This is a genomic window from Pseudomonas ekonensis, from assembly GCF_019145435.1.
Lineage (GTDB): Bacteria > Pseudomonadota > Gammaproteobacteria > Pseudomonadales > Pseudomonadaceae > Aquipseudomonas > Aquipseudomonas ekonensis.
Genome location: NZ_JAHSTS010000002.1, coordinates 757,488 through 775,266, shown reverse-complemented (window position 1 = coordinate 775,266; position 17,779 = coordinate 757,488). Strand labels below are relative to the sequence as shown.

General features: G+C 66.3%; 20 protein-coding genes and 1 riboswitch. Of the genes, 15 read left to right on the top strand and 5 right to left on the bottom strand.

The window, feature by feature from the left end:
• Positions 1-30 precede the first annotated feature (30 nt).
• Together KVG96_RS16495 and KVG96_RS16490 are read right to left on the bottom strand one after the other, a co-directional pair.
• Positions 31-1,344, bottom strand: coding sequence for a PQQ-dependent sugar dehydrogenase (locus tag KVG96_RS16495; RefSeq protein ID WP_217893072.1), 1,314 nt, complete (start codon positions 1,342-1,344; stop codon positions 31-33).
• A gap of 66 nt (positions 1,345-1,410) precedes the next feature.
• Positions 1,411-1,995: a hypothetical protein gene (locus KVG96_RS16490; protein WP_217893071.1), complete on the bottom strand. Its 585-nt coding sequence runs from the start codon at positions 1,993-1,995 to the stop codon at positions 1,411-1,413.
• Between the two features lie 166 nt (positions 1,996-2,161).
• Positions 2,162-2,393, top strand: a riboswitch (cobalamin riboswitch).
• An 81-nt stretch (positions 2,394-2,474) separates the two neighbouring features.
• On the opposite strand from KVG96_RS16490, the gene cobO reads away from it, so the two are divergent.
• The 14 genes from cobO (at position 2,475) to KVG96_RS16425 (ending at position 13,925) form a co-directional block, all read left to right on the top strand.
• On the top strand, positions 2,475-3,086 hold the full coding sequence (gene cobO / locus KVG96_RS16485) for a cob(I)yrinic acid a,c-diamide adenosyltransferase (RefSeq protein WP_217893070.1): 612 nt from the start codon (positions 2,475-2,477) through the stop codon (positions 3,084-3,086).
• Positions 3,083-4,450 carry a cobyrinic acid a,c-diamide synthase CobB gene (locus KVG96_RS16480; protein ID WP_217893069.1) on the top strand — a complete coding sequence of 456 codons (1,368 nt, stop codon included), beginning with the start codon at positions 3,083-3,085 and terminating at the stop codon, positions 4,448-4,450. The genes cobO and KVG96_RS16480 overlap by 4 nt, the downstream gene beginning before the upstream one ends.
• Complete coding sequence (gene bluB / locus KVG96_RS16475) at positions 4,447-5,097, top strand: 5,6-dimethylbenzimidazole synthase (RefSeq protein ID WP_217893068.1); 651 nt, start codon at positions 4,447-4,449, stop codon at positions 5,095-5,097. Before KVG96_RS16480 ends, bluB begins: the two co-directional genes overlap by 4 nt.
• The gene (cbiB, locus tag KVG96_RS16470; protein WP_217893067.1) at positions 5,094-6,002 is read left to right on the top strand and encodes an adenosylcobinamide-phosphate synthase CbiB; all 909 of its coding nucleotides are present in this window, start codon (positions 5,094-5,096) and stop codon (positions 6,000-6,002) included. The genes bluB and cbiB overlap by 4 nt, the downstream gene beginning before the upstream one ends.
• A complete protein-coding gene (gene cobD, locus KVG96_RS16465) occupies positions 5,995-7,002 on the top strand; it encodes a threonine-phosphate decarboxylase CobD (RefSeq protein WP_217893066.1) in 1,008 nt (335 codons plus the stop codon). The genes cbiB and cobD overlap by 8 nt, the downstream gene beginning before the upstream one ends.
• On the top strand, positions 6,999-8,450 hold the full coding sequence (locus tag KVG96_RS16460; protein WP_217893065.1) for a cobyric acid synthase: 1,452 nt from the start codon (positions 6,999-7,001) through the stop codon (positions 8,448-8,450). The genes cobD and KVG96_RS16460 overlap by 4 nt, the downstream gene beginning before the upstream one ends.
• A 78-nt stretch (positions 8,451-8,528) precedes the next feature.
• Positions 8,529-9,050, top strand: coding sequence for a bifunctional adenosylcobinamide kinase/adenosylcobinamide-phosphate guanylyltransferase (cobU, locus tag KVG96_RS16455; protein ID WP_217893064.1), 522 nt, complete (start codon positions 8,529-8,531; stop codon positions 9,048-9,050).
• Positions 9,047-10,102: a nicotinate-nucleotide--dimethylbenzimidazole phosphoribosyltransferase gene (cobT, locus tag KVG96_RS16450; RefSeq protein WP_217893063.1), complete on the top strand. Its 1,056-nt coding sequence runs from the start codon at positions 9,047-9,049 to the stop codon at positions 10,100-10,102. The genes cobU and cobT overlap by 4 nt, the downstream gene beginning before the upstream one ends.
• A complete protein-coding gene (cobC, locus tag KVG96_RS16445) occupies positions 10,099-10,674 on the top strand; it encodes an alpha-ribazole phosphatase family protein (protein ID WP_217893062.1) in 576 nt (191 codons plus the stop codon). The genes cobT and cobC overlap by 4 nt, the downstream gene beginning before the upstream one ends.
• 1 nt (position 10,675) lies before the next feature.
• Complete coding sequence (locus KVG96_RS16440; RefSeq protein ID WP_217893061.1) at positions 10,676-11,407, top strand: adenosylcobinamide-GDP ribazoletransferase; 732 nt, start codon at positions 10,676-10,678, stop codon at positions 11,405-11,407.
• Between the two features lie 105 nt (positions 11,408-11,512).
• Positions 11,513-11,917: a MarR family winged helix-turn-helix transcriptional regulator gene (locus tag KVG96_RS16435; protein WP_085577713.1), complete on the top strand. Its 405-nt coding sequence runs from the start codon at positions 11,513-11,515 to the stop codon at positions 11,915-11,917.
• A 61-nt stretch (positions 11,918-11,978) separates the two neighbouring features.
• Positions 11,979-13,178, top strand: a complete 1,200-nt coding sequence (locus KVG96_RS16430; protein WP_217894239.1) for an MFS transporter — start codon at positions 11,979-11,981, stop codon at positions 13,176-13,178.
• Positions 13,175-13,297, top strand: coding sequence for a hypothetical protein (locus tag KVG96_RS27645; RefSeq protein ID WP_264082382.1), 123 nt, complete (start codon positions 13,175-13,177; stop codon positions 13,295-13,297). Before KVG96_RS16430 ends, KVG96_RS27645 begins: the two co-directional genes overlap by 4 nt.
• Before the next feature lie 67 nt (positions 13,298-13,364).
• Positions 13,365-13,925, top strand: a complete 561-nt coding sequence (locus tag KVG96_RS16425; protein WP_217893060.1) for a glutathione peroxidase — start codon at positions 13,365-13,367, stop codon at positions 13,923-13,925.
• A 146-nt stretch (positions 13,926-14,071) separates the two neighbouring features.
• On the opposite strand, the gene KVG96_RS16420 is transcribed toward KVG96_RS16425, so the two are convergent.
• From KVG96_RS16420 to KVG96_RS16410, 3 genes are all read right to left on the bottom strand, one after another.
• Positions 14,072-15,343, bottom strand: coding sequence for an OmpP1/FadL family transporter (locus KVG96_RS16420; protein WP_217893059.1), 1,272 nt, complete (start codon positions 15,341-15,343; stop codon positions 14,072-14,074).
• Between the two features lie 146 nt (positions 15,344-15,489).
• Entirely contained in the window at positions 15,490-15,972 is a 483-nt protein-coding gene (locus KVG96_RS16415; protein ID WP_085577709.1) for a hypothetical protein, read from the bottom strand.
• 273 nt (positions 15,973-16,245) lie between these two features.
• The gene (locus tag KVG96_RS16410) at positions 16,246-16,470 is read right to left on the bottom strand and encodes a hypothetical protein (protein ID WP_217893058.1); all 225 of its coding nucleotides are present in this window, start codon (positions 16,468-16,470) and stop codon (positions 16,246-16,248) included.
• A 962-nt stretch (positions 16,471-17,432) separates the two neighbouring features.
• On the opposite strand from KVG96_RS16410, the gene KVG96_RS16405 reads away from it, so the two are divergent.
• Positions 17,433-17,756: an SEL1-like repeat protein gene (locus tag KVG96_RS16405; protein WP_217893057.1), complete on the top strand. Its 324-nt coding sequence runs from the start codon at positions 17,433-17,435 to the stop codon at positions 17,754-17,756.
• Positions 17,757-17,779: the final 23 nt, after the last annotated feature.

Here is a 17,779-nt window from a genome sequence, read left to right as displayed (position 1 = left end):
TCCTACAGTGGTTTTTGGGGTCTCGGAGATTCACCGGGCCGCAGACACGCGCCACACTTTGTTCCCCACGTCGTCGGCCACCAGCAGGCCGCCTTGCCGGTCGACCGCCACGCCCACCGGGCGGCCCATGGCGTTCTCGTCCTTGTCGAGGAATCCGGTCAGCACATCCACCGGTGCGCCGTTCGGCTTGCCGTTGGCGAACGGAACGAAGATCACCTTGTAGCCGCTGAGGGGCTTGCGGTTCCATGAGCCGTGCTGTCCGATGAACGCTCCTTCCTTGAATGCCGCCGGCAGTCGGTTGCCTTCGGCGAAGGCCAGGCCCAGCGAAGCGGTGTGGGGGCCGACGGCGTAGTCAGGGGCGATGGCCTTCGCCACCAGATCCATGTTCTGCGGCTGCACGCGCACGTCGACGTGCTGACCGTAGTAGCTGAACGGCCAGCCATAGAAGCCGCCGTCCATGACTGAGGTGATGTAGTCGGGCACCAGGTCGCTGCCAATTTCGTCGCGCTCGTTGACGGCCGTCCACAAGGCGCCGGTTCGCGGTTCCCAAGCCAGGCCATTGGGGTTGCGGATGCCCGAAGCGAAGATGCGGTGGTTGCCCGTGGCGCGGTCCACCTCCCAGATGGCAGCCCGGCCTTGTTCCTGATCCAGGCCGTTTTCGCCGACGTTGCTGTTCGAACCGACGGTGACGTAGAGCTTGCTGCCGTCCTGGCTGGCGATGACGTTCTTCGTCCAGTGGTGGTTCAGCGTGCCGCCGGGCAGGTCGGTGACTTTGATCGGTTGCGACTTGATTTCGGTCGCGCCGGGTTCGTAGTCAAAGCGCAGCAGGCGATCGGTGTCGGCGACATACAGGTCGTTGCCGACCAGGGTCATGCCGAACGGCGAGTTGAGGTTTTGCAGGAAGACCGTGCGGGTTTCCGCCACGCCGTCATGATCGGCGTCGCGCAGCAGGGTGATGCGGTTCGCGCTCGGCACGCCGGCGCCGGCGCGGCCCATGACCTTTTTGGTGATCCAGCCCTTCAGGCCGCTGCCGTCATCGGGTTTGGGCGGAGCGTTGGTCTCCGCCACCAGCACGTCGCCGTTGGGCAGCACGTAGAGCCAGCGCGGGTGGTCGAGGTTTTCGGCGAACGCCGCCACCCGGGTGCCTGCCGCCGGCGTCGGTTTGGCGCCGCTCGGCCAGCCCACCGCCGGGGCGATGTGCACCGTCGGGATCAGGGTCTTGTTCGGTTCGGGCAGTTTGGGCGACGGGCCGGTGCCGTCGGAGACTTGCAGGCTTGAGGTTTCGCCGCAGGCGGCAAGGCCTGCGGCAACCGCGATGACGAAAATGAACGGGGGCTTGCGCATTGCTTGTCTTCCCTATGAATGCATTCCCAATCATAGAGGCATGGGCGACCCCGATGGTTCAAGCGCTCAGCCGCGGGCCTCCTTGAACAGCACGGCGATGCCGGGGTGGTAGTTGCCCGCTTCGCTGCGCAATTTGCGGTAGGCGTAAGGGAAGTACCAGGCCACGGCACAGGTGTGTTCCTTCTGCAGGTCGTCGACCATGTCCTGAAGCTCTTCGGGGCTGGCGCTGTGCTGGGCCTTCTGCGGCGAAACGAACAGGCAGCCGAGCTTGAGGTCGCTGGCGTAGCTGATGCGCTTGGCGTCGCTGGTGATGTCGTGCAGCGCCTGGGTCAGGTTGAGGCTGTTGACCCGGGGCCAGCGCTGGGTGGCCTGGATGTAGGCACGGTCGTCGGTGCCGGCCAGGAACAGGTCGGCGCGGGCGTTGCGTTCGCCGTCCTCGTTCTGCTTGCGGGTGGCGGTGTCGCGCAGCGTCACCAGCTCGGCCATCCACGCGGCGGCGGAGAGCAGGCCCAGGTTGGCCTTTTCGTCGTGCCAGTAGGGGGTGTCGTTGTCGCCGCGCACGGTGTTGTAGCGGTCGATACAGTCAAACCAGCGTTCCAGCACCGGGCGCAGGAATTCCAGCCGCGGATTGCTGATGATCATGCCTTGCATGGTGCTCTCCCTTGTTATTGTGATGTGCTCTCTGCAGTCAAAAAGCATGGCTCTTTGATATCACTCATGGCAGTGTGGCACAAGATTGGCGTCAGTTAATTGATCGGCGGCATTTTTTCGTCGCCGCAGCCCCGCTTCATTTGACGCTCCACCCCCAACCCTCTAACCTTCGCGGCTTGTTTCAGGTGCTCTGTGGCGGCTGTCGACAGAGTGAAACAGGGAAGCCGGTGAGGGTCGCATGTCCACAGTGGAGCGACCGCGATCCCGGCGCTGCCCCCGCAACGGTAAATGAGTGAAAGCTGTGCCTGATGCCACTGCGTCCGAAGACGCGGGAAGGCGCGCAGCCTGGCCTTGCGCCGCTCATGAGCCCGGAGACCGGCCTGATCCATCCAACGGCATCACGGTGGGCGATGCCAGGCTTGCCGCCGTCTATTCTTGTGCCCGCCCGCCGTTACCCAGCCTCAACGGAGAGCTCCCCCATGACTGACACCACCGAGCGTGACGAGCGCCACCTGGCGCGCATGCAGCGCAAAAAAGCCGTGATCGACGAGCGCATCGCCAATTCGCCGAACGAATGCGGCCTGTTGCTGGTGCTCACCGGCAACGGCAAGGGCAAGAGCAGCTCGGCGTTCGGCATGCTTGCCCGCGCCATGGGCCACGGCATGCAGTGCGGCGTGGTGCAGTTCATCAAGGGCCGCAACAGCACGGGCGAGGAACTGTTTTTTCGCCGATTCCCCGAGCAGGTGCGTTTTCATGTGATGGGCGAAGGTTTCACCTGGGAAACCCAGGACCGTCAGCGCGACATCGCCGCCGCCGAAGCCGCGTGGGAGGTCTCCCGGCAGATGCTGCGCGATCCGTCCATCGGGCTGGTGGTGCTCGACGAACTGAACATCGCCCTCAAGCACGGCTACCTTGACCTCGACCAGGTGCTCAGCGATCTGCAGGCCCGTCCGTCGATGCAGCACGTGGTGGTCACGGGGCGCGCGGCCAAGCCGGAAATGATCGAGATGGCCGATACCGTCACGGAGATGGGCATGGTCAAGCACGCCTTCCAGGCCGGGATCAAAGCGCAGAAAGGCGTCGAACTTTGAACCAGTCTCGTCACTGCCCGGCGGTGCTGATCGCAGCGCCGGCCTCGGGCCAGGGCAAGACCACCGTCACCGCCGCGCTGGCCCGCCTGCACCGCAATCACGGGCGCAAGGTGCGGGTGTTCAAGTGCGGCCCGGACTTTCTCGACCCGATGATCCTCGAGCGCGCCAGCGGTGCGCCGGTCTACCAGTTGGACATGTGGATGGTCGGCGAGCAGGAAAGCCGCCGCCTGTTGTGGGAAGCCGCCGCCGAAGCGGATCTGATCCTGATCGAAGGCGTCATGGGCCTGTTCGACGGCACGCCGTCCAGCGCCGACCTGGCGCGGCATTTCGGTGTGCCGGTGCTGGGCGTGATCGACGGCACCGCCATGGCCCAGACCTTCGGTGCGCTGGCCCTGGGCCTGGCGCGCTATCAGCCGGACCTGCCGTTCGCCGGGGTGCTGGCCAACCGCGTCGGCACCGTGCGCCATGCGCAATTGCTGGAGGGCAGCCTCACCGAAGGCCTGCGCTGGTACGGCGCGCTGTCCCGGGAAACCGGGATCGAGCTGCCGAGCCGTCATCTGGGCCTGGTGCAGGCCAGCGAGCTCAATGACCTGGACCTGCGCCTCGACGCCGCTGCGCAGGCCCTGGCGGACAGCTGCGAGGTCGCGCTGCCGCCGCCGGTCGAATTCGCCGCCCCCGAGCCGCTGGAGGTCGAGCCCCTGCTGCAAGGCGTGCGGATTGCCGTCGCCCGGGACGAGGCGTTTGCCTTCACTTACGGCGCCAGCCTCGATCTGCTGCGGGCGATGGGCGCCGAGCTGCGCTTCTTCTCGCCGATCCGCGATGCGGCGCTGCCGGACGCCGACAGCCTCTATCTGCCGGGCGGCTACCCCGAACTGCACCACGAGGCGCTGGCGCAGAACACACCGATGCTGGAGGCGATCCGCGCCCATCATGCCGCCGGCAAGCCGCTGCTCGCCGAATGCGGCGGCATGCTCTATCTGCTCGACTCGCTGACCGACGTCAGCGGCACCCGCGCCGAACTGGCCGGCCTGCTCAGCGGCGATGCGGTGATGCAGAAGCGTCTGGCGGCGCTGGCCCTGCAGGCCGTCGAACTGCCGGAAGGCACGCTGCGCGGCCACACCTACCACCATTCCCTGACCACCACCGGGCTGACGCCCATCGCCCGTGGCCTGAGCCCCAACGGCGGGCGCGGTGCCGAGGCCGTGTACCGGGAAGGGCGGATGACCGCGTCCTACGTGCACTTTTACTTCCCGTCCAATCCGTCGGCGATCGCCGCGTTGCTGGCGCCCGGCCGCCAGGCCGCGGCCGTCCCTGACGAACCGCGATCCGCAGTGGGAGCGAGCCTGCTCGCGCAGCGGCCATGAGCGACAACGCCTACACCCCGGCCGAACGCGAAGCCGTCTACCGCGCCATCGCCGAACGCCGCGACATGCGCCACTTCACGGGCGGCACGGTCGAGCCCGAACTGCTGCGCCGCCTGCTGGAGGCCGCCCATCAGGCGCCCAGCGTCGGGCTGATGCAGCCGTGGCGCTTCATCCGCATCAGCGATCGCACCTTGCGCGGCCGGATCCAGAACCTGGTGGAAGAAGAGCGGGTGCGCACCGCCCAAGCCCTCGGCGAGCGCAGCGACGAGTTCATGAAGCTCAAGGTCGAAGGCATCGGCGACTGCGCCGAAGTGCTGGTGGCCGCGTTGGGGGACGACCGCGAACGGCACATCTTCGGCCGCCGCACGCTGCCGGAAATGGACTTGGCGTCGCTGTCCTGCGCGATCCAGAACCTGTGGCTGGCCGCCCGCGCCGAGGGGCTGGGCATGGGCTGGGTGTCGCTGTTCGAGCCCCAGGCCCTGGCCGACCTGCTCAACCTGCCGGCGGGGGCCAAGCCGTTGGCGGTGCTGTGCCTGGGGCCGGTCAAGAAATTCTATCCGGCGCCGATGCTGGTGCTCGACGGGTGGGCGCAGGCGCGTCCGCTCGATGAGCTGCTGTACGAAAACCAATGGGGAGTGAATCAATGAGTGTCGCGTTGTTGAGTGTCGCCGCCGTGGCGCTGGATGCGCTGCTGGGTGAACCGAAACGCTGGCATCCGCTGGTGGCGTTCGGCCGTTTCGCCGGACGCGTCGAACAACGCTTCAATGCCGCAGGCCGTGGCTGGCGCAGCCATGGCGTGACGGCGTGGGTGATCGTGGTGCTGCCGCTGACGATTTTGGCCACGGCGCTGTCGTGGGCGCCCTACGTGGGCTGGGTCGTGGAGATCCTCGCGCTGTATTGCGCCCTCGGCATGCGCAGCCTCGGCGAGCACGTCGGGCCGGTGGCCAAGGCCTTGCGCAGCGATGACCTGGAGGAGGCGCGCAAACGCGTCGGGTATCTGGTCAGCCGCCAGACCAGCGAGCTGGACAGCACCGCCGTCGCCCGCGCCGCCACCGAATCGGTGCTGGAGAACGGCAGCGACGCCGTGTTCGCCGCGTTGTTCTGGTTTGCCGTGGCCGGCGCGCCGGGTGTCGTGCTCTATCGCTTGAGCAACACCCTCGACGCCATGTGGGGCTACCGCAACGAACGCTTCGAGCGCTTCGGCTGGGCGGCGGCGAAAATCGACGACGTGCTCAACTACATTCCCGCGCGGCTGGTGGCGTTGACCTACGCACTGTTGGGCAAGACTCGCCTGGCCCTCAAGTGCTGGCGTACCCAAGGCCCGAAGTGGGACAGCCCCAACGCCGGCCCCGTCATGGCCGCCGGCGCCGGTGCGCTGGGTGTGGAACTGGGCGGCCCTGCGGTCTATCACGGCGAACTGCACGAGCGCCCTCAGTTGGGCGAGGGTGTGCCGGCGGATGCCGATTCCATCGACCGTGGCTGGCAATTGGTGCAGCGCGGGGTATGGTTGTGGCTGCTGATCCTTTGCGTGGGGGCTGAATTCTATGCTTGAGCACGGCGGCCGGTTGCGCAGGGCGGCGATCGAGTACGGCATCGCCGAGCCGGACTGGCTCGACCTGTCCACGGGCCTTGCGCCGTGGCCGTTTGCGGTGCCGGACATTCCGCTGCGGGCCTGGGCCCGCCTGCCGGAAACCGACGACGGCCTGGAGCAGGCCGCGTGCGATTACTACGGCGCCGCGCACGTGCTGCCGGTGGCCGGCTCGCAGATGGCCATCCAGCTGCTGCCGCGCCTGCGTCGGGCCGGCAAGGTCGGCGTGCTGTCGCCATGCTACGCCGAGCACGCCGAGGCCTGGCGCCGCAGCGGCTACATCGTGCGCGAGGTGCTGGAGCAGGAAGTCGATTTCTTTCTCGACAGCCTCGATGTGCTGGTGGTGGTCAACCCGAACAACCCCACCGGGTTGAGCCTGACCCCGGCGCGGCTGCTCGACTGGCACGCCAGGCTGGCCCAGCGGGGCGGCTGGCTGGTGGTCGACGAAGCGTTCATGGACAACGCCCCCCAGTTGAGCCTGGCGCCCCATGCCCATCAGGTCGGCCTGATCGTGCTGCGTTCGTTCGGCAAGTTCTTTGGCCTCGCCGGGGTGCGGCTGGGTTTTGTCCTGGCCGAGCGCAAACTGCTCAGGCTGTTGGCCGAACAGGTCGGCCCTTGGGCGGTCAGCGGGCCGACCCGGGTGCTGGGCCAGGCGTGCCTGCTGGACACCGAAGGCCACACCCGCCAGCGCATCCGCAGCGACGAGGCCAGCGAACGGCTGGCCGCGCTGCTGGAGCGCTACGGCTTCAAACCCCACGGCGGCTGTGCCCTGTTCCAGTGGCTGATCACCGAGCAAGCGGCCGCGCTGCATGAGTTCATGGCCCGGCGCGGCATCCTGCTGCGCCTCTTCACCCACAACAGCAGCCTGCGGTTCGGACTGCCCGCCGACGCCGCCGACGAGGCACGGCTCGAACAGGCCTTGCAGGCGTTCGCCAAGGAACACCCGATGGATACGCCGGCATGACCACGCTCATGGTGCAGGGCACCACATCCGATGCCGGCAAAAGCACGCTGGTGACCGCATTGTGCCGCTGGGCGACCCGCCAGGGCGTGGCGGTGGTGCCGTTCAAGCCGCAGAACATGGCGCTCAACAGCGCGGTGACCGCCGACGGCGGCGAGATCGGCCGCGCCCAGGCGGTGCAGGCCCAGGCTTCGCACCTGGAACCGCACACCGACATGAACCCGGTGCTGCTCAAGCCCAACAGCGACACCGGCGCCCAGGTGATCATCCACGGGCGCGCCGTCACCACCATGAATGCCGTGGCCTATCACGACTACAAGGCCATCGCCATGCAAGCGGTGCTGGCCTCCCACGAACGGCTCGTCGCTGCGTACCCGCTGGTGATGGTCGAGGGCGCCGGCTCCCCGGCGGAGATCAACCTGCGGGCCGGCGACATCGCCAACATGGGCTTCGCCGAAGCGGTGGACTGCCCGGTGCTGCTGATCGCCGACATCAACCGCGGCGGCGTGTTCGCCCATCTGGTCGGCACGCTCGAGCTGCTGTCGCCCAGCGAACAGGCGCGGGTCAAGGGTTTCATCATCAACCGCTTCCGGGGTGACCTCGCCTTGCTGCAGCCGGGCCTCGACTGGCTGGAGCAGCGCACCGGCAAACCCGTGGTCGGCGTGTTGCCCTACGTGATGGACCTGCACCTGGAAGCCGAAGACGGCATCGACCGGCGCCAGGCCGACAAGGCCGAACAGGTGCTGAACGTAGTGGTGCCGGTGTTGCCGCGCATCAGCAACCACACCGATTTCGATCCGCTGCGCCTGCATCCTCAGGTGAACCTGCAATTCATCGGCCCGGGCCAGGCGATCCCGCCGGCGGACCTGATCATCCTGCCGGGCTCGAAGAGCGTGCGCAGCGACCTGGCTTATCTGCGCGCCAACGGCTGGGAAGGGGCGATCCGCCGACACCTGCGTTATGGCGGCAAGGTCCTGGGCATCTGCGGCGGCCTGCAGATGCTCGGCGAGCAGGTGCATGATCCGCTGGGCCTGGAAGGCGCGCCGGGCTCCAGTGCCGGGCTGGGGTTGCTGGCGTTCGAGACGCAGCTCGAAGCCGAGAAGCAGTTGCGCAATGTCCGCGGACGCCTGGCGCTGGAAGACGCCGAAGTCAGCGGCTACGAAATCCATGCCGGCGTGACGACAGGGCCCGCCCTGGCGCTGGCCGCCGTGCATCTGGACGATGGCCGTTGCGACGGCGCGCAAAGTGCCGACGGGCAGGTGTTCGGCACCTACCTGCACGGCCTGTTCGAGTCGCCGGCGGCCAGTGCGGCGCTGCTGCGCTGGGCGGGCCTGAGCGAGGTGCAGGCGGTGGATTACCACGGCTTGCGCGAGCGGGACATCGAACGGCTGGCGGACCTGGTGGAAAAGCATCTGGATACCGGGCTGTTGCGTCGGCTCTGTGGGATCTGATTCGCCTGTGCCGGGCCTTTCGCGGGCGAGCCTGCGAAGGGGCCGGTTGCCTCACCGTACATTGTTCAGGATGTTCTCATGCTCCAACTGATCCTCGGCGGCGCCCGTTCCGGCAAAAGCCGCCTGGCGGAGAAACTCGCCACCGACAGCGGCCTGGCCGTCACCTACATCGCCACCAGCCAACCGCTGGACGGTGAAATGAGCGAGCGGGTGGCCCATCACCGCGCCCGCCGTCCCGCCGAGTGGGGCCTGATCGAAGAGCCGCTGGCGCTGGCCCGCGTGCTGCGCGATAACGCCGGCGCCGGGCGCTGCCTGCTGGTGGACTGCCTCACGCTGTGGCTCACCAACCTTTTGATGCTCGATGACGCCGAACGCCTGGCCGCCGAGCGCGAGGCCCTGCTGGACTGCCTGGCGACGCTGCCGGGCGACATCGTTTTTGTCAGCAACGAGACCGGAATGGGTGTCGTGCCGCTGGGCGAATTGACTCGCCGCTATGTCGATGAAGCCGGTTGGCTGCATCAAGCCCTGGCCGAACGTTGTCAGCGCGTGGTGCTGACGGTCGCCGGCCTGCCCCTGACTCTGAAAGGACCTGCCCTATGACCCAAGCCTGGTGGTGCAACCCGTGCCGACCTGTGAATGCCGACACCGTTGCCGAGGCGGCGGCGCGGCAACAGCAACTGACCAAACCCGCCGGTTCCCTCGGCCGTCTCGAAGCGGTGGCGGTGCAACTGGCCGGGCTGCAAGGTCAGGTCAAGCCGTGCCTGGACCGATTGTGGGTCGCGATCTTCGCCGGTGACCACGGGGTGGTGGCCGAGGGCGTTTCCGCCTATCCGCAGGAGGTCACCGGGCAGATGCTGCTGAACTTCGTCAGCGGCGGCGCGGCGATCAGCGTGCTGGCGCGAAGGCTCGATGCACAGCTGGAGGTGGTGGATCTGGGCACGGTGACGCCGTCGCTGGCGTTGCCGGGCGTGCGTCATTTGCACCTGGGCCCGGGCACCGCGAACTTTGTCGAAACCTCGGCGATGACCCCTGCGCAGGGCGAGCAGGCCTTGCAGGCCGGGCGCGACAGCGTGCTGCGGGCCAAAGCCGCAGGGACGCAATTGTTCATCGGCGGCGAAATGGGCATCGGCAACACCACGGCGGCCAGTGCGCTGGCCTGCGCGTTGCTCGATTGCCCGGTGGCGCACCTGACCGGGCCCGGCACCGGCCTGAACGCCGAGGGCGTCAGCCACAAGGCGCAGGTGATCGAGCGGGCGCTGGCCTTGCACAAGGCCCAGCGTGGCGATGCGTTGCAGACCTTGTTCAACCTGGGCGGTTTTGAGATTGCGGCGCTTGTCGGTGCCTACCTGGCCTGTGCCCAGGAAGGCATCGCGGTGCTGGTGGACGGTTTCATCTGCACCGTCGCCGCGCTGGTGGCCGTCCGTGTGAACCCGGCCTGCCGCGAGTGGCTGCTGTTCGGCCACCGCGGCGCCGAGCCAGGCCACCGGCATGTGCTGGAAGCCCTTCAGGCCGAACCGCTGCTCGAGCTGGGCCTGCGTCTGGGCGAGGGCAGCGGTGCTGCGCTGGCGGTTCCGCTGTTGCGCCTGGCTTGCGACCTGCACGGGCAGATGGCGACGTTCGCCGAGGCGGCGGTGGCGGATCGCCCCGCATGACCTTGCGCCTGGATCTGCTGCGCCACGGTGAGACCGAGCTGGGCGGCGGCTTGCGCGGCAGCCTCGATGACGCGCTGACCGACAAGGGCTGGGCGCAGATGCGTGCGGCGGTGGTCGGGCGCGGGCCGTGGGATCGCCTGGTGAGCTCGCCGTTGCAGCGCTGCGCGCGGTTCGCGCAAGAGCTGCGTGGGCAACTGGATCTGCCGCTGACGTTGGACGGGGCCGTGCAGGAACTGCACTTCGGTGCCTGGGAAGGGCAGGGCGCCGCCGCCCTGATGGAAACGGACGCCGAGGCGCTGGGGCGGTTCTGGGCCGACCCGTACGCATTCACCCCGCCGCAGGGCGAGCCGGTGAGCGATTTTTCGGCGCGGGTGCTGGCGGCGGTGGCGCGGTTGCAGGCGGCCCACGCCGGCGAGCGGCTGCTGCTGGTCACCCATGGCGGCGTCATGCGCCTGTTGCTGGCCAGGGCTCGTGGCTTGCCGCGTGAGCAGTTGCTCACCGTCGAGGTCGGCCATGGCGGATTGTTTTCGTTGATTGTCGAGGCCGACGGATCGCTTCGGGAAGTGGACTGACATGTTGCCGTTCTGGATCGCCCTGCAATTCCTCAGCAGCCTGCCGGTGCGCTTGCCGGGCATGCCGGCGCCTCAGGCGCTTGGCCGTTCGCTGCTGTTCTATCCGGTGGTGGGCCTGCTGTTCGGCGTGATCCTGTGGGCGCTGGACCTGGCGCTGGCCGGTGCGCCGCCGTTGCTGCACGGAGCGTTGCTGCTGACGGCGTGGGTGGTGCTCAGCGGCGCCTTGCACCTCGACGGGCTGGCGGACAGCGCCGATGCCTGGCTGGGCGGTTTCGGCGACCGCGAGCGCACGCTGACGATCATGAAGGATCCGCGCAGCGGGCCGATCGCGGTGGTGACGTTGGTGCTGGTGTTGCTGCTCAAATTTGCCGCGCTGTTGGCGGTGGTCGGACAGGGCGAAGGCTTGATACTGGTCATCGTGCCGCTGATCGGGCGTGCTGCGTTGTTGGGGCTGTTTCTGACCACACCTTACGTGCGGGCCGGCGGGCTGGGGCAGGCGTTGGCCGATCACCTGCCGCGCAAGGCGGGGTGGTGGGTGTTGGCGGCTTGCGCGCTGGCCTGCGTGGCGTTGGCCGGGATCAAGGGCGCTGTGGCGCTGCTGGTGGCGGTCGGGGTGTTCGTCTGGGCGCGGCGCTTGATGGTGCGGCGGCTGGGCGGCACCACGGGCGACACGGCCGGGGCGTTGCTGGAGTTGACGGAGATGGCGGTGCTGGTGGGGTTGGCGCTGGCCTGAAAGCCTTGCCCCGGATCGGCCGGCCCCTTGGCGGCCATCGAAAATGTTGTTGAACAAAACCACATGTAACTTGATTTAACAGAGTCGCGGGTATATACACGCATCATGCTTCCTTCCCAATGTTTGTGCACCAACCTGCGTCGCGCCGCCCGTGGCGTCAGCAGGCATTACGACGGCGCTCTCGACGGCTTCGGGATCAACGTCGCCCAGTATTCTCTGCTGTGCAACCTGCAGCGGCTGGATCAACCGAGCATCTCCGAACTGGCCGAGGCCATGGGCCTGGACCGCAGCACCCTGGGCCGCAACCTGCGGGTGCTGGAGGGCGAGGGCCTGGTGGCGCTCACCGAGGGCGAAGACATGCGCAACCGCATCGTCAAGCTCACCGACACCGGTGCGCAGCGGCTGGCGGCGGCGCTGCCGGCCTGGGAAGCGGCGCAGCAGCGGTTGATCGACCGACTGGGCGCCGAGAAGCGTGAAACCTTGCTGAGACTGCTGGACGAACTGGCGTGACGCCGGTTTTTCCGACTTTAAGCGGGTATATACCCGTGACTGGAGAACAATAATGAGTTCGATGTGGCGTGCGTGTGGTTGGGTGTTGCTGGGGAGTGCGCTGATTCTGGCGCTGTCGTTGGGCGTGCGGCACGGCTTCGGCCTGTTCCTGTCGCCGATGAGCGCCCAGTTCGGTTGGGGGCGTGAGGTGTTCGCCTTCGCCATCGCCTTGCAGAACCTGATCTGGGGCCTGGCGCAGCCGTTCACCGGCGCGCTGGCCGACCGCTTCGGCGCGGCGAAGGTGGTGCTGACCGGCGGTGTGCTCTACGCCGTCGGGCTGGTGTGCATGGGGCTGTCCGACTCGGCGCTGAGCCTGTCGCTGAGCGCGGGGCTGCTGATCGGCATCGGCCTGTCCGGCACGTCGTTCTCGGTGATCCTCGGTGTGGTCGGCCGTGCCGTGCCGCCGGAAAAACGCAGCATGGGCATGGGCATCGCCAGTGCCGCAGGCTCTTTCGGCCAGTTCGCCATGCTGCCCGGCACCCTCGGGCTGATCGGCTGGCTGGGCTGGTCGGCGGCCTTGTTGGCGCTGGGCCTGCTGGTGGCGCTGATCGTGCCGCTGGTGGCCATGCTCAAGGACAAGCCGCTGCCGGTCCACGGTCATGAGCAGACGCTGTCCGAAGCCTTGCGCGAAGCCTGTTCGCACTCCGGGTTCTGGCTGCTGGCGTTCGGCTTTTTCGTCTGCGGTTTTCAGGTGGTATTCATCGGCGTGCACCTGCCGGCCTACCTGGTGGACCAGCATTTGCCGGCCACCGTCGGCACTACGGTGCTGGCGCTGATCGGTCTGTTCAATATCTTCGGCACCTACACCGCCGGCTGGCTGGGCGGGCGCATGTCCAAGCCGCGCCTGCTCACCGGGCTCTATCTGCTGCGCGCGGTGGTGATCGTGCTGTTCCTGTGGCTGCCGGTCACCACCACGTCGGCCTACCTGTTCGGCATGGCGATGGGCTTCCTGTGGCTGTCGACGGTGCCGTTGACCAACGGTACGGTGGCGACCTTGTTCGGCGTGCGCAACCTGTCCATGCTGGGCGGCATCGTGTTCCTGTTCCACCAGCTCGGCTCGTTCCTCGGCGGCTGGCTGGGCGGGGTGGTGTATGACCGTACCGGGAGCTATGACTTGATCTGGCAGGTGGCGATCCTCCTGAGTCTGCTGGCGGCGGCCCTGAACTGGCCGGTGCGCGAACGCCCTGTGGCGCGCCTGCAGGCGGGCGTGAGCGCCGCATGAAGCGCCTGTGGCCGCAGGTCGCCGTCATTGCGCTCGGCGCCGCGCTGCTGGCGCTGGTGTGGTGGGGCTGGCTGCGGGGCGGCCTGGCGCTGATGCAACTGGGCATGAGCATCTGCTAGAGCGCTTGCGGGGAGGGTTGGGGGGCGAGTAACGTCGGGGTCTGACGACTGCCCGAGGAAGCCTGACATGCTGATGCGCTGGTGTGCTGTTCCTGCGTTGCTGATCGCGTTGACCGGAGTGGTCCGGGCGGCGGACTGCCCGGATCTGCTGCAAGGCTCCTTGCCCAAGCTGCGGGCCAAGGAGTCCATCGACCTGTGTCAGCGCTATGCCGACAAACCGCTGGTGGTGATCAACACCGCCAGCTTCTGCGGGTTTGCCCCGCAGTTCGAAGGCCTTGAGGCCCTCAATCAACGCTACAAGGCGCAGGGGCTGGAAATGCTCGGCGTGCCGTCCAACGACTTCAAGCAGGAGTCCAAGGACAGCGCCGAGACCGCCAAGGTCTGCTACGCCAACTACGGCGTGACCTTCACCATGACCGAACCGCAGAAAGTCCGCGGCGACGGCGCCACCCATCTGTTCCAGGTGCTGGCCAGGCAGAGCAGTGCGCCGAAGTGGAATTTCTACAAGTACGTCATCGACCGCCAGGGCAAGGTGATCGCCAATTTCTCCAGCCTGACCAAACCGGATGATCCTGAGTTTCTGGCGGCGATCGAGAAGGCGATTGCGTCCAGGCCGCTTGGGCAATGAGCGGCATCGGTCGCATGGTGGGCCTTGGCTGACGCTATCGCGGGCAGGCTCGCTCCCGCAGCAAACATCGCAGGCATGAAAAAGCCCCGCGTCCACAGGACGTCGGGGCTTTTTCATGGGCGAGGGCTCAGCCTCGCCGCAGGCCATCAGAAGCGGTAGGTCGCGCCGATGCCGAAGCCGTTGGCCGAGTTGTCGTACTTGGAGCTGTAGGACTGGCCACGGTCGTTGCTGTTGTTGATCTTGACGGTCTCTTCCTTCAGGTAGGAGTACGCGACGTCGATGGTCAGGTCGTCGGTCGGGCTCCAGCCGGCGCCGATGCTGAAGATGGTCCGGTCGCCGGTCGGGATGCGCGGCGAACGGTCGACGTTGTTGGTCGGCGCCTGGTCGAAGGTCAGGCCGGTGCGCAGCACCCATTCCTTGTTCAGCTGGTACGAAGTACCGATGGCGTAGGCCCAGGTATCGTGCCAGTTCTGCTCTTCGGTGATTTCGCCGAACTGGCCGGCCAGCAGCGGCTGCACGCCGGAGTTCTTGACGGTGATCTTCTCCAGCTGGCTCCAGCGGGTCCAGGTGGTGCCGGCGTAGACGTTCCACTGATCGTTGATCGCCTGGGTGACCGAGAGGTCGGCGGACTCAGGGGTGGTGATCTTCAGCGAGGCGTCGTACTTCTGGCTGGCGCCCAGGCCGATTGCGCCCAGCACGCCGTAGTTGACCTTGGTGTCGCCTTCGAGCTTGTAGTCGACCTTGGAGTGGTAGGTCAGGCCGACGCGGGTGCTGTCGGTGGCCTGCACCAGCACGCCGATGTTGTAGCCCAGCGCAGTGTCGTCGCCCTTGATCTTGACCTTGCCGTCCGGCGCAGCCTGGGTGATCGACAGGTTGGACTCCAGCGAGCCGTCGATGCGGTTGATGGTCGGGCCGAAACCGATCGACACCTTGTCGTTGAAGGCGTAGCTGACGGTCGGCTGCAGGGTGATGACCTGTACTTTCGACTTGCTGCCGAAGTAGCGGCCGGCGAAGCCGTTTTCGTAGTCGGTGATCAGGCCGAACGGCACGTACATGCCGAGGCCGAAGGCCCAATGCTCGTCGATCGGCTTGACGTAGTAGCCCATAGGTACGGAGGTGAAGGGCACCATGTCGCCTTTGTTGCTCCCGCCGTTAGGGCTGGAGCTGCCGTGGCTGATGTCGGTCGAGGCGTCGAGGAACGCAACGCCGCCGGTGACTTGTTCGCGCTTGATGCGCGACATGCCGGCAGGGTTGCCGTAAACGGTGCTTGCGTCGTCGGCAGAAGAAGATCGCCCGGCGTACCCAGTCCCCATCCCGCTGATGCTGTGTTCGTTGATGGCGAAGCCACTTGCGAAAAGCTGGGTGGATGCCAGGGAAACGGCAAGGCTAAGGGTGGTTTTGAGCATGACTTTTTTCATTATTAGAACTCCTGGTGATCACCGGGGCGAAAATTACCAACATTTTCGTCCGGGCGCCAGAGCCCGTATGCCTTGAGTTAGAGCGGTTTTGTAGGACAATCCGACCAGATTGGCGTCGTGATGGGCGATCTTCCGAAACCGGCGGGTCAGCAAGCGACTTGATTCAGCGGTGAAACACAGGCCTGCCAGGCGCAGGTGAAATCCCGCAGGCGACCCTGGGGCTGGAAGGTCTGGCGCCAGATGCGCGCCATGCCCAGCAGGTCGTCCGGGTCGGGGAGGGTGGGGTTCTGCTCTTCCACCAGCAGCCAGGCGATGGCGGTGGCGTAGCGCAGGTTGACGGTCAGTTCCAGGTGCGGCCCGCTGAGGAAGGCATGCTGGCTGGCCAGGCCGCGCACCAGGCTGGCGCGTTCCGGATCCAGCGCCAGGTAATGGTCCCAGAGGGCCTGGTGGCGGTGCTCGGCGATCCGGTAGAGCCCGTGGCCCCGGCGGTCATGCAGGGCGGAGCCGAGGGCGGACTGGCTGGCGGCGATGCCCAGCAGCAGGGATTCGGCGGTGGCGCAGTGGCGTCCCAGGTAGATCAGCGTGGGACGGATCACGAAACGGCACAGTTCGCTTGCGGCGATACCCATAAAGCCCTCGGAGCGTTGGAGTGGCGGCGGGCCTGACCGGGTGCTTGGCAGCTGTGGAACGAATCAGGCCCGCCGGAAGCGGTTCATGCCGCTTGAGTTGAAGTGTAGTGTCATATTCAGGGCGTAAAGGCCTGTTTTTACAATATTTCCGAACGGCCGTTATAACCGTTATGCCGGATCGGACTTAACCGGTTCGGCCTGGTTGGGAAACATCGGGCAATAAAAAGCCCCGCGTTGTCGGCGGGGCCTTGGCTTTTGCGGCGTTGCGGCCGTTCAGGCGGTCAGTGCCTGGCGGGTGCGGTCGATCACGGCCTGCAGCGGTTCGGCGCTGGAGTATTGATCGGGGTACAGACGCTCGCTGTGGCGGGCGATCCCGTGTTCGTTGACGACGGTGAAACTGAAGCAGCCTTTGCGGGCGGCCAGGATCAGGCAGTTCATCGGTGCAAAAGCGTTGGTGAGGGTGCGGATGGCATCCTGAGTGTGGATAGTCGTAGACATGTTATGGGTGTTCCTGCATATGACACGGATCAGATCCGTGCAACGTTAAAACGTTCCAGTAACGACGACCGCCATCGGTCGAACGAAGAACCCGGCTGGAACAAGGCAGCCAGTTTGAAGCGCTATAAGGTTTGGCGCGCTCGGGCTGGCAGGTAGGTACTTAGGAGGACAGGCAACACAGCAAGGGCAGAGGTCCATGGCCCAGGGTGAAGATCCTGATCAATCTGCAGGTTGGTTCGGTCAGAGTAACGCTGTGTCGCGACACGCTTGGCCTTCGTTCGAGGCTGTGCCGGCGCAGGATTTACCTGGAAACCATCGAGGGGTCGATCCTGTTTTTTCGGTGGAGGCTTCTTTGGCAGAAGGCTGACCGCGAGGATGTGTTCGACCGGAATTGACTTTCAGCTTGGTACTAACGGCGCGGATGCTAACCGAACCCGTTGCGTAATGCAAACCGCAAGGCGCAAAAAAAGCCTTGCGCCGGTCAACCCAAGCCCCATGCCGGAAGGGCTCGCCCCGAAATGGCCCGCCTTCCGACCGGCGGTCGCGCCAAGGCCTCGTACGAAAGAGCGGGCCAGAGCGGTTCGGCGAAGATCCGGCTGCCGAAACGACCCGAAAAGGCGCATCGATATAACCGCCCAACAGGTACTTGTGCACATTAGTTGCGCAGACTGTCACCGCGCTGTCACAACGATCCTGACCCCGGTGGCTGCCTGCGTCGAAAGTTTAAGTCAATGAAAAACATCGCTTTTTTTTGCTGGTGAAAAAATCGTCAGTTTGACTGCGGGCCCCGTTCCACAAGGCTTTGCGGGGGTTGGAGGGCGGTTGTCCACTGAGTTATCCACAGCTTCTGTGGATTGTCCCTAGCGCTTGCTCTAGCACGGGCGTGCCGGGATTTTTTCGGCTTTACCTGTGTGAAAAAAAGAGTAGAGTGGCGCGCCTTCCGATTCGTCCCACAGTGCTTTATGAAGTTTCGCTCAGTATCAGACGCCGTTCCTTCCTCATCTCCCCATGTCACCGCTCCCAAGCGATTTTCCGTCCGTGTGGCTGAATGGCTGCTGGACAGCCCGCGCCTGAGCGACAGCCGCAACGCCAAGCACCTGGCGGGCCACCTGCTCAAGCAGCCGGCGCGCGAAGGGGTGGTGGCCGCGCAGAGCCGGCTCGGCCAACTGATGTGCCGCGAGTGCGGCAACGCCCGGGACCGCCGCATCGGTCAGGATCTGCTGCGCCAGGCCGCCCGCGCCGGGGATCGTCGTGCGCAGCAGGAGCTTGGTCTGATCGAAGACTGAGCTGTCCAAGACCGGACGCCTTG

Bases quoted from the DNA above. Each gene is read 5' to 3' on its own strand.
- KVG96_RS16495 (WP_217893072.1), bottom strand. From the start codon at position 1,344: ATGCGCAAGCCCCCGTTCATTTTCGTCATCGCGGTTGCCGCAGGCCTT.
- KVG96_RS16490 (WP_217893071.1), bottom strand. From the start codon at position 1,995: ATGCAAGGCATGATCATCAGCAATCCGCGGCTGGAATTCCTGCGCCCG.
- cobO (WP_217893070.1), top strand. From the start codon at position 2,475: ATGACTGACACCACCGAGCGTGACGAGCGCCACCTGGCGCGCATGCAG.
- bluB (WP_217893068.1), top strand. From the start codon at position 4,447: ATGAGCGACAACGCCTACACCCCGGCCGAACGCGAAGCCGTCTACCGC.
- cbiB (WP_217893067.1), top strand. From the start codon at position 5,094: ATGAGTGTCGCGTTGTTGAGTGTCGCCGCCGTGGCGCTGGATGCGCTG.
- cobD (WP_217893066.1), top strand. From the start codon at position 5,995: ATGCTTGAGCACGGCGGCCGGTTGCGCAGGGCGGCGATCGAGTACGGC.
- KVG96_RS16460 (WP_217893065.1), top strand. From the start codon at position 6,999: ATGACCACGCTCATGGTGCAGGGCACCACATCCGATGCCGGCAAAAGC.
- cobU (WP_217893064.1), top strand. From the start codon at position 8,529: ATGCTCCAACTGATCCTCGGCGGCGCCCGTTCCGGCAAAAGCCGCCTG.
- cobT (WP_217893063.1), top strand. From the start codon at position 9,047: ATGACCCAAGCCTGGTGGTGCAACCCGTGCCGACCTGTGAATGCCGAC.
- cobC (WP_217893062.1), top strand. From the start codon at position 10,099: ATGACCTTGCGCCTGGATCTGCTGCGCCACGGTGAGACCGAGCTGGGC.
- KVG96_RS16440 (WP_217893061.1), top strand. From the start codon at position 10,676: ATGTTGCCGTTCTGGATCGCCCTGCAATTCCTCAGCAGCCTGCCGGTG.
- KVG96_RS16435 (WP_085577713.1), top strand. From the start codon at position 11,513: ATGCTTCCTTCCCAATGTTTGTGCACCAACCTGCGTCGCGCCGCCCGT.
- KVG96_RS16430 (WP_217894239.1), top strand. From the start codon at position 11,979: ATGTGGCGTGCGTGTGGTTGGGTGTTGCTGGGGAGTGCGCTGATTCTG.
- KVG96_RS27645 (WP_264082382.1), top strand. From the start codon at position 13,175: ATGAAGCGCCTGTGGCCGCAGGTCGCCGTCATTGCGCTCGGCGCCGCG.
- KVG96_RS16425 (WP_217893060.1), top strand. From the start codon at position 13,365: ATGCTGATGCGCTGGTGTGCTGTTCCTGCGTTGCTGATCGCGTTGACC.
- KVG96_RS16420 (WP_217893059.1), bottom strand. From the start codon at position 15,343: ATGAAAAAAGTCATGCTCAAAACCACCCTTAGCCTTGCCGTTTCCCTG.
- KVG96_RS16415 (WP_085577709.1), bottom strand. From the start codon at position 15,972: ATGGGTATCGCCGCAAGCGAACTGTGCCGTTTCGTGATCCGTCCCACG.
- KVG96_RS16410 (WP_217893058.1), bottom strand. From the start codon at position 16,470: ATGTCTACGACTATCCACACTCAGGATGCCATCCGCACCCTCACCAAC.
- KVG96_RS16405 (WP_217893057.1), top strand. From the start codon at position 17,433: ATGAAGTTTCGCTCAGTATCAGACGCCGTTCCTTCCTCATCTCCCCAT.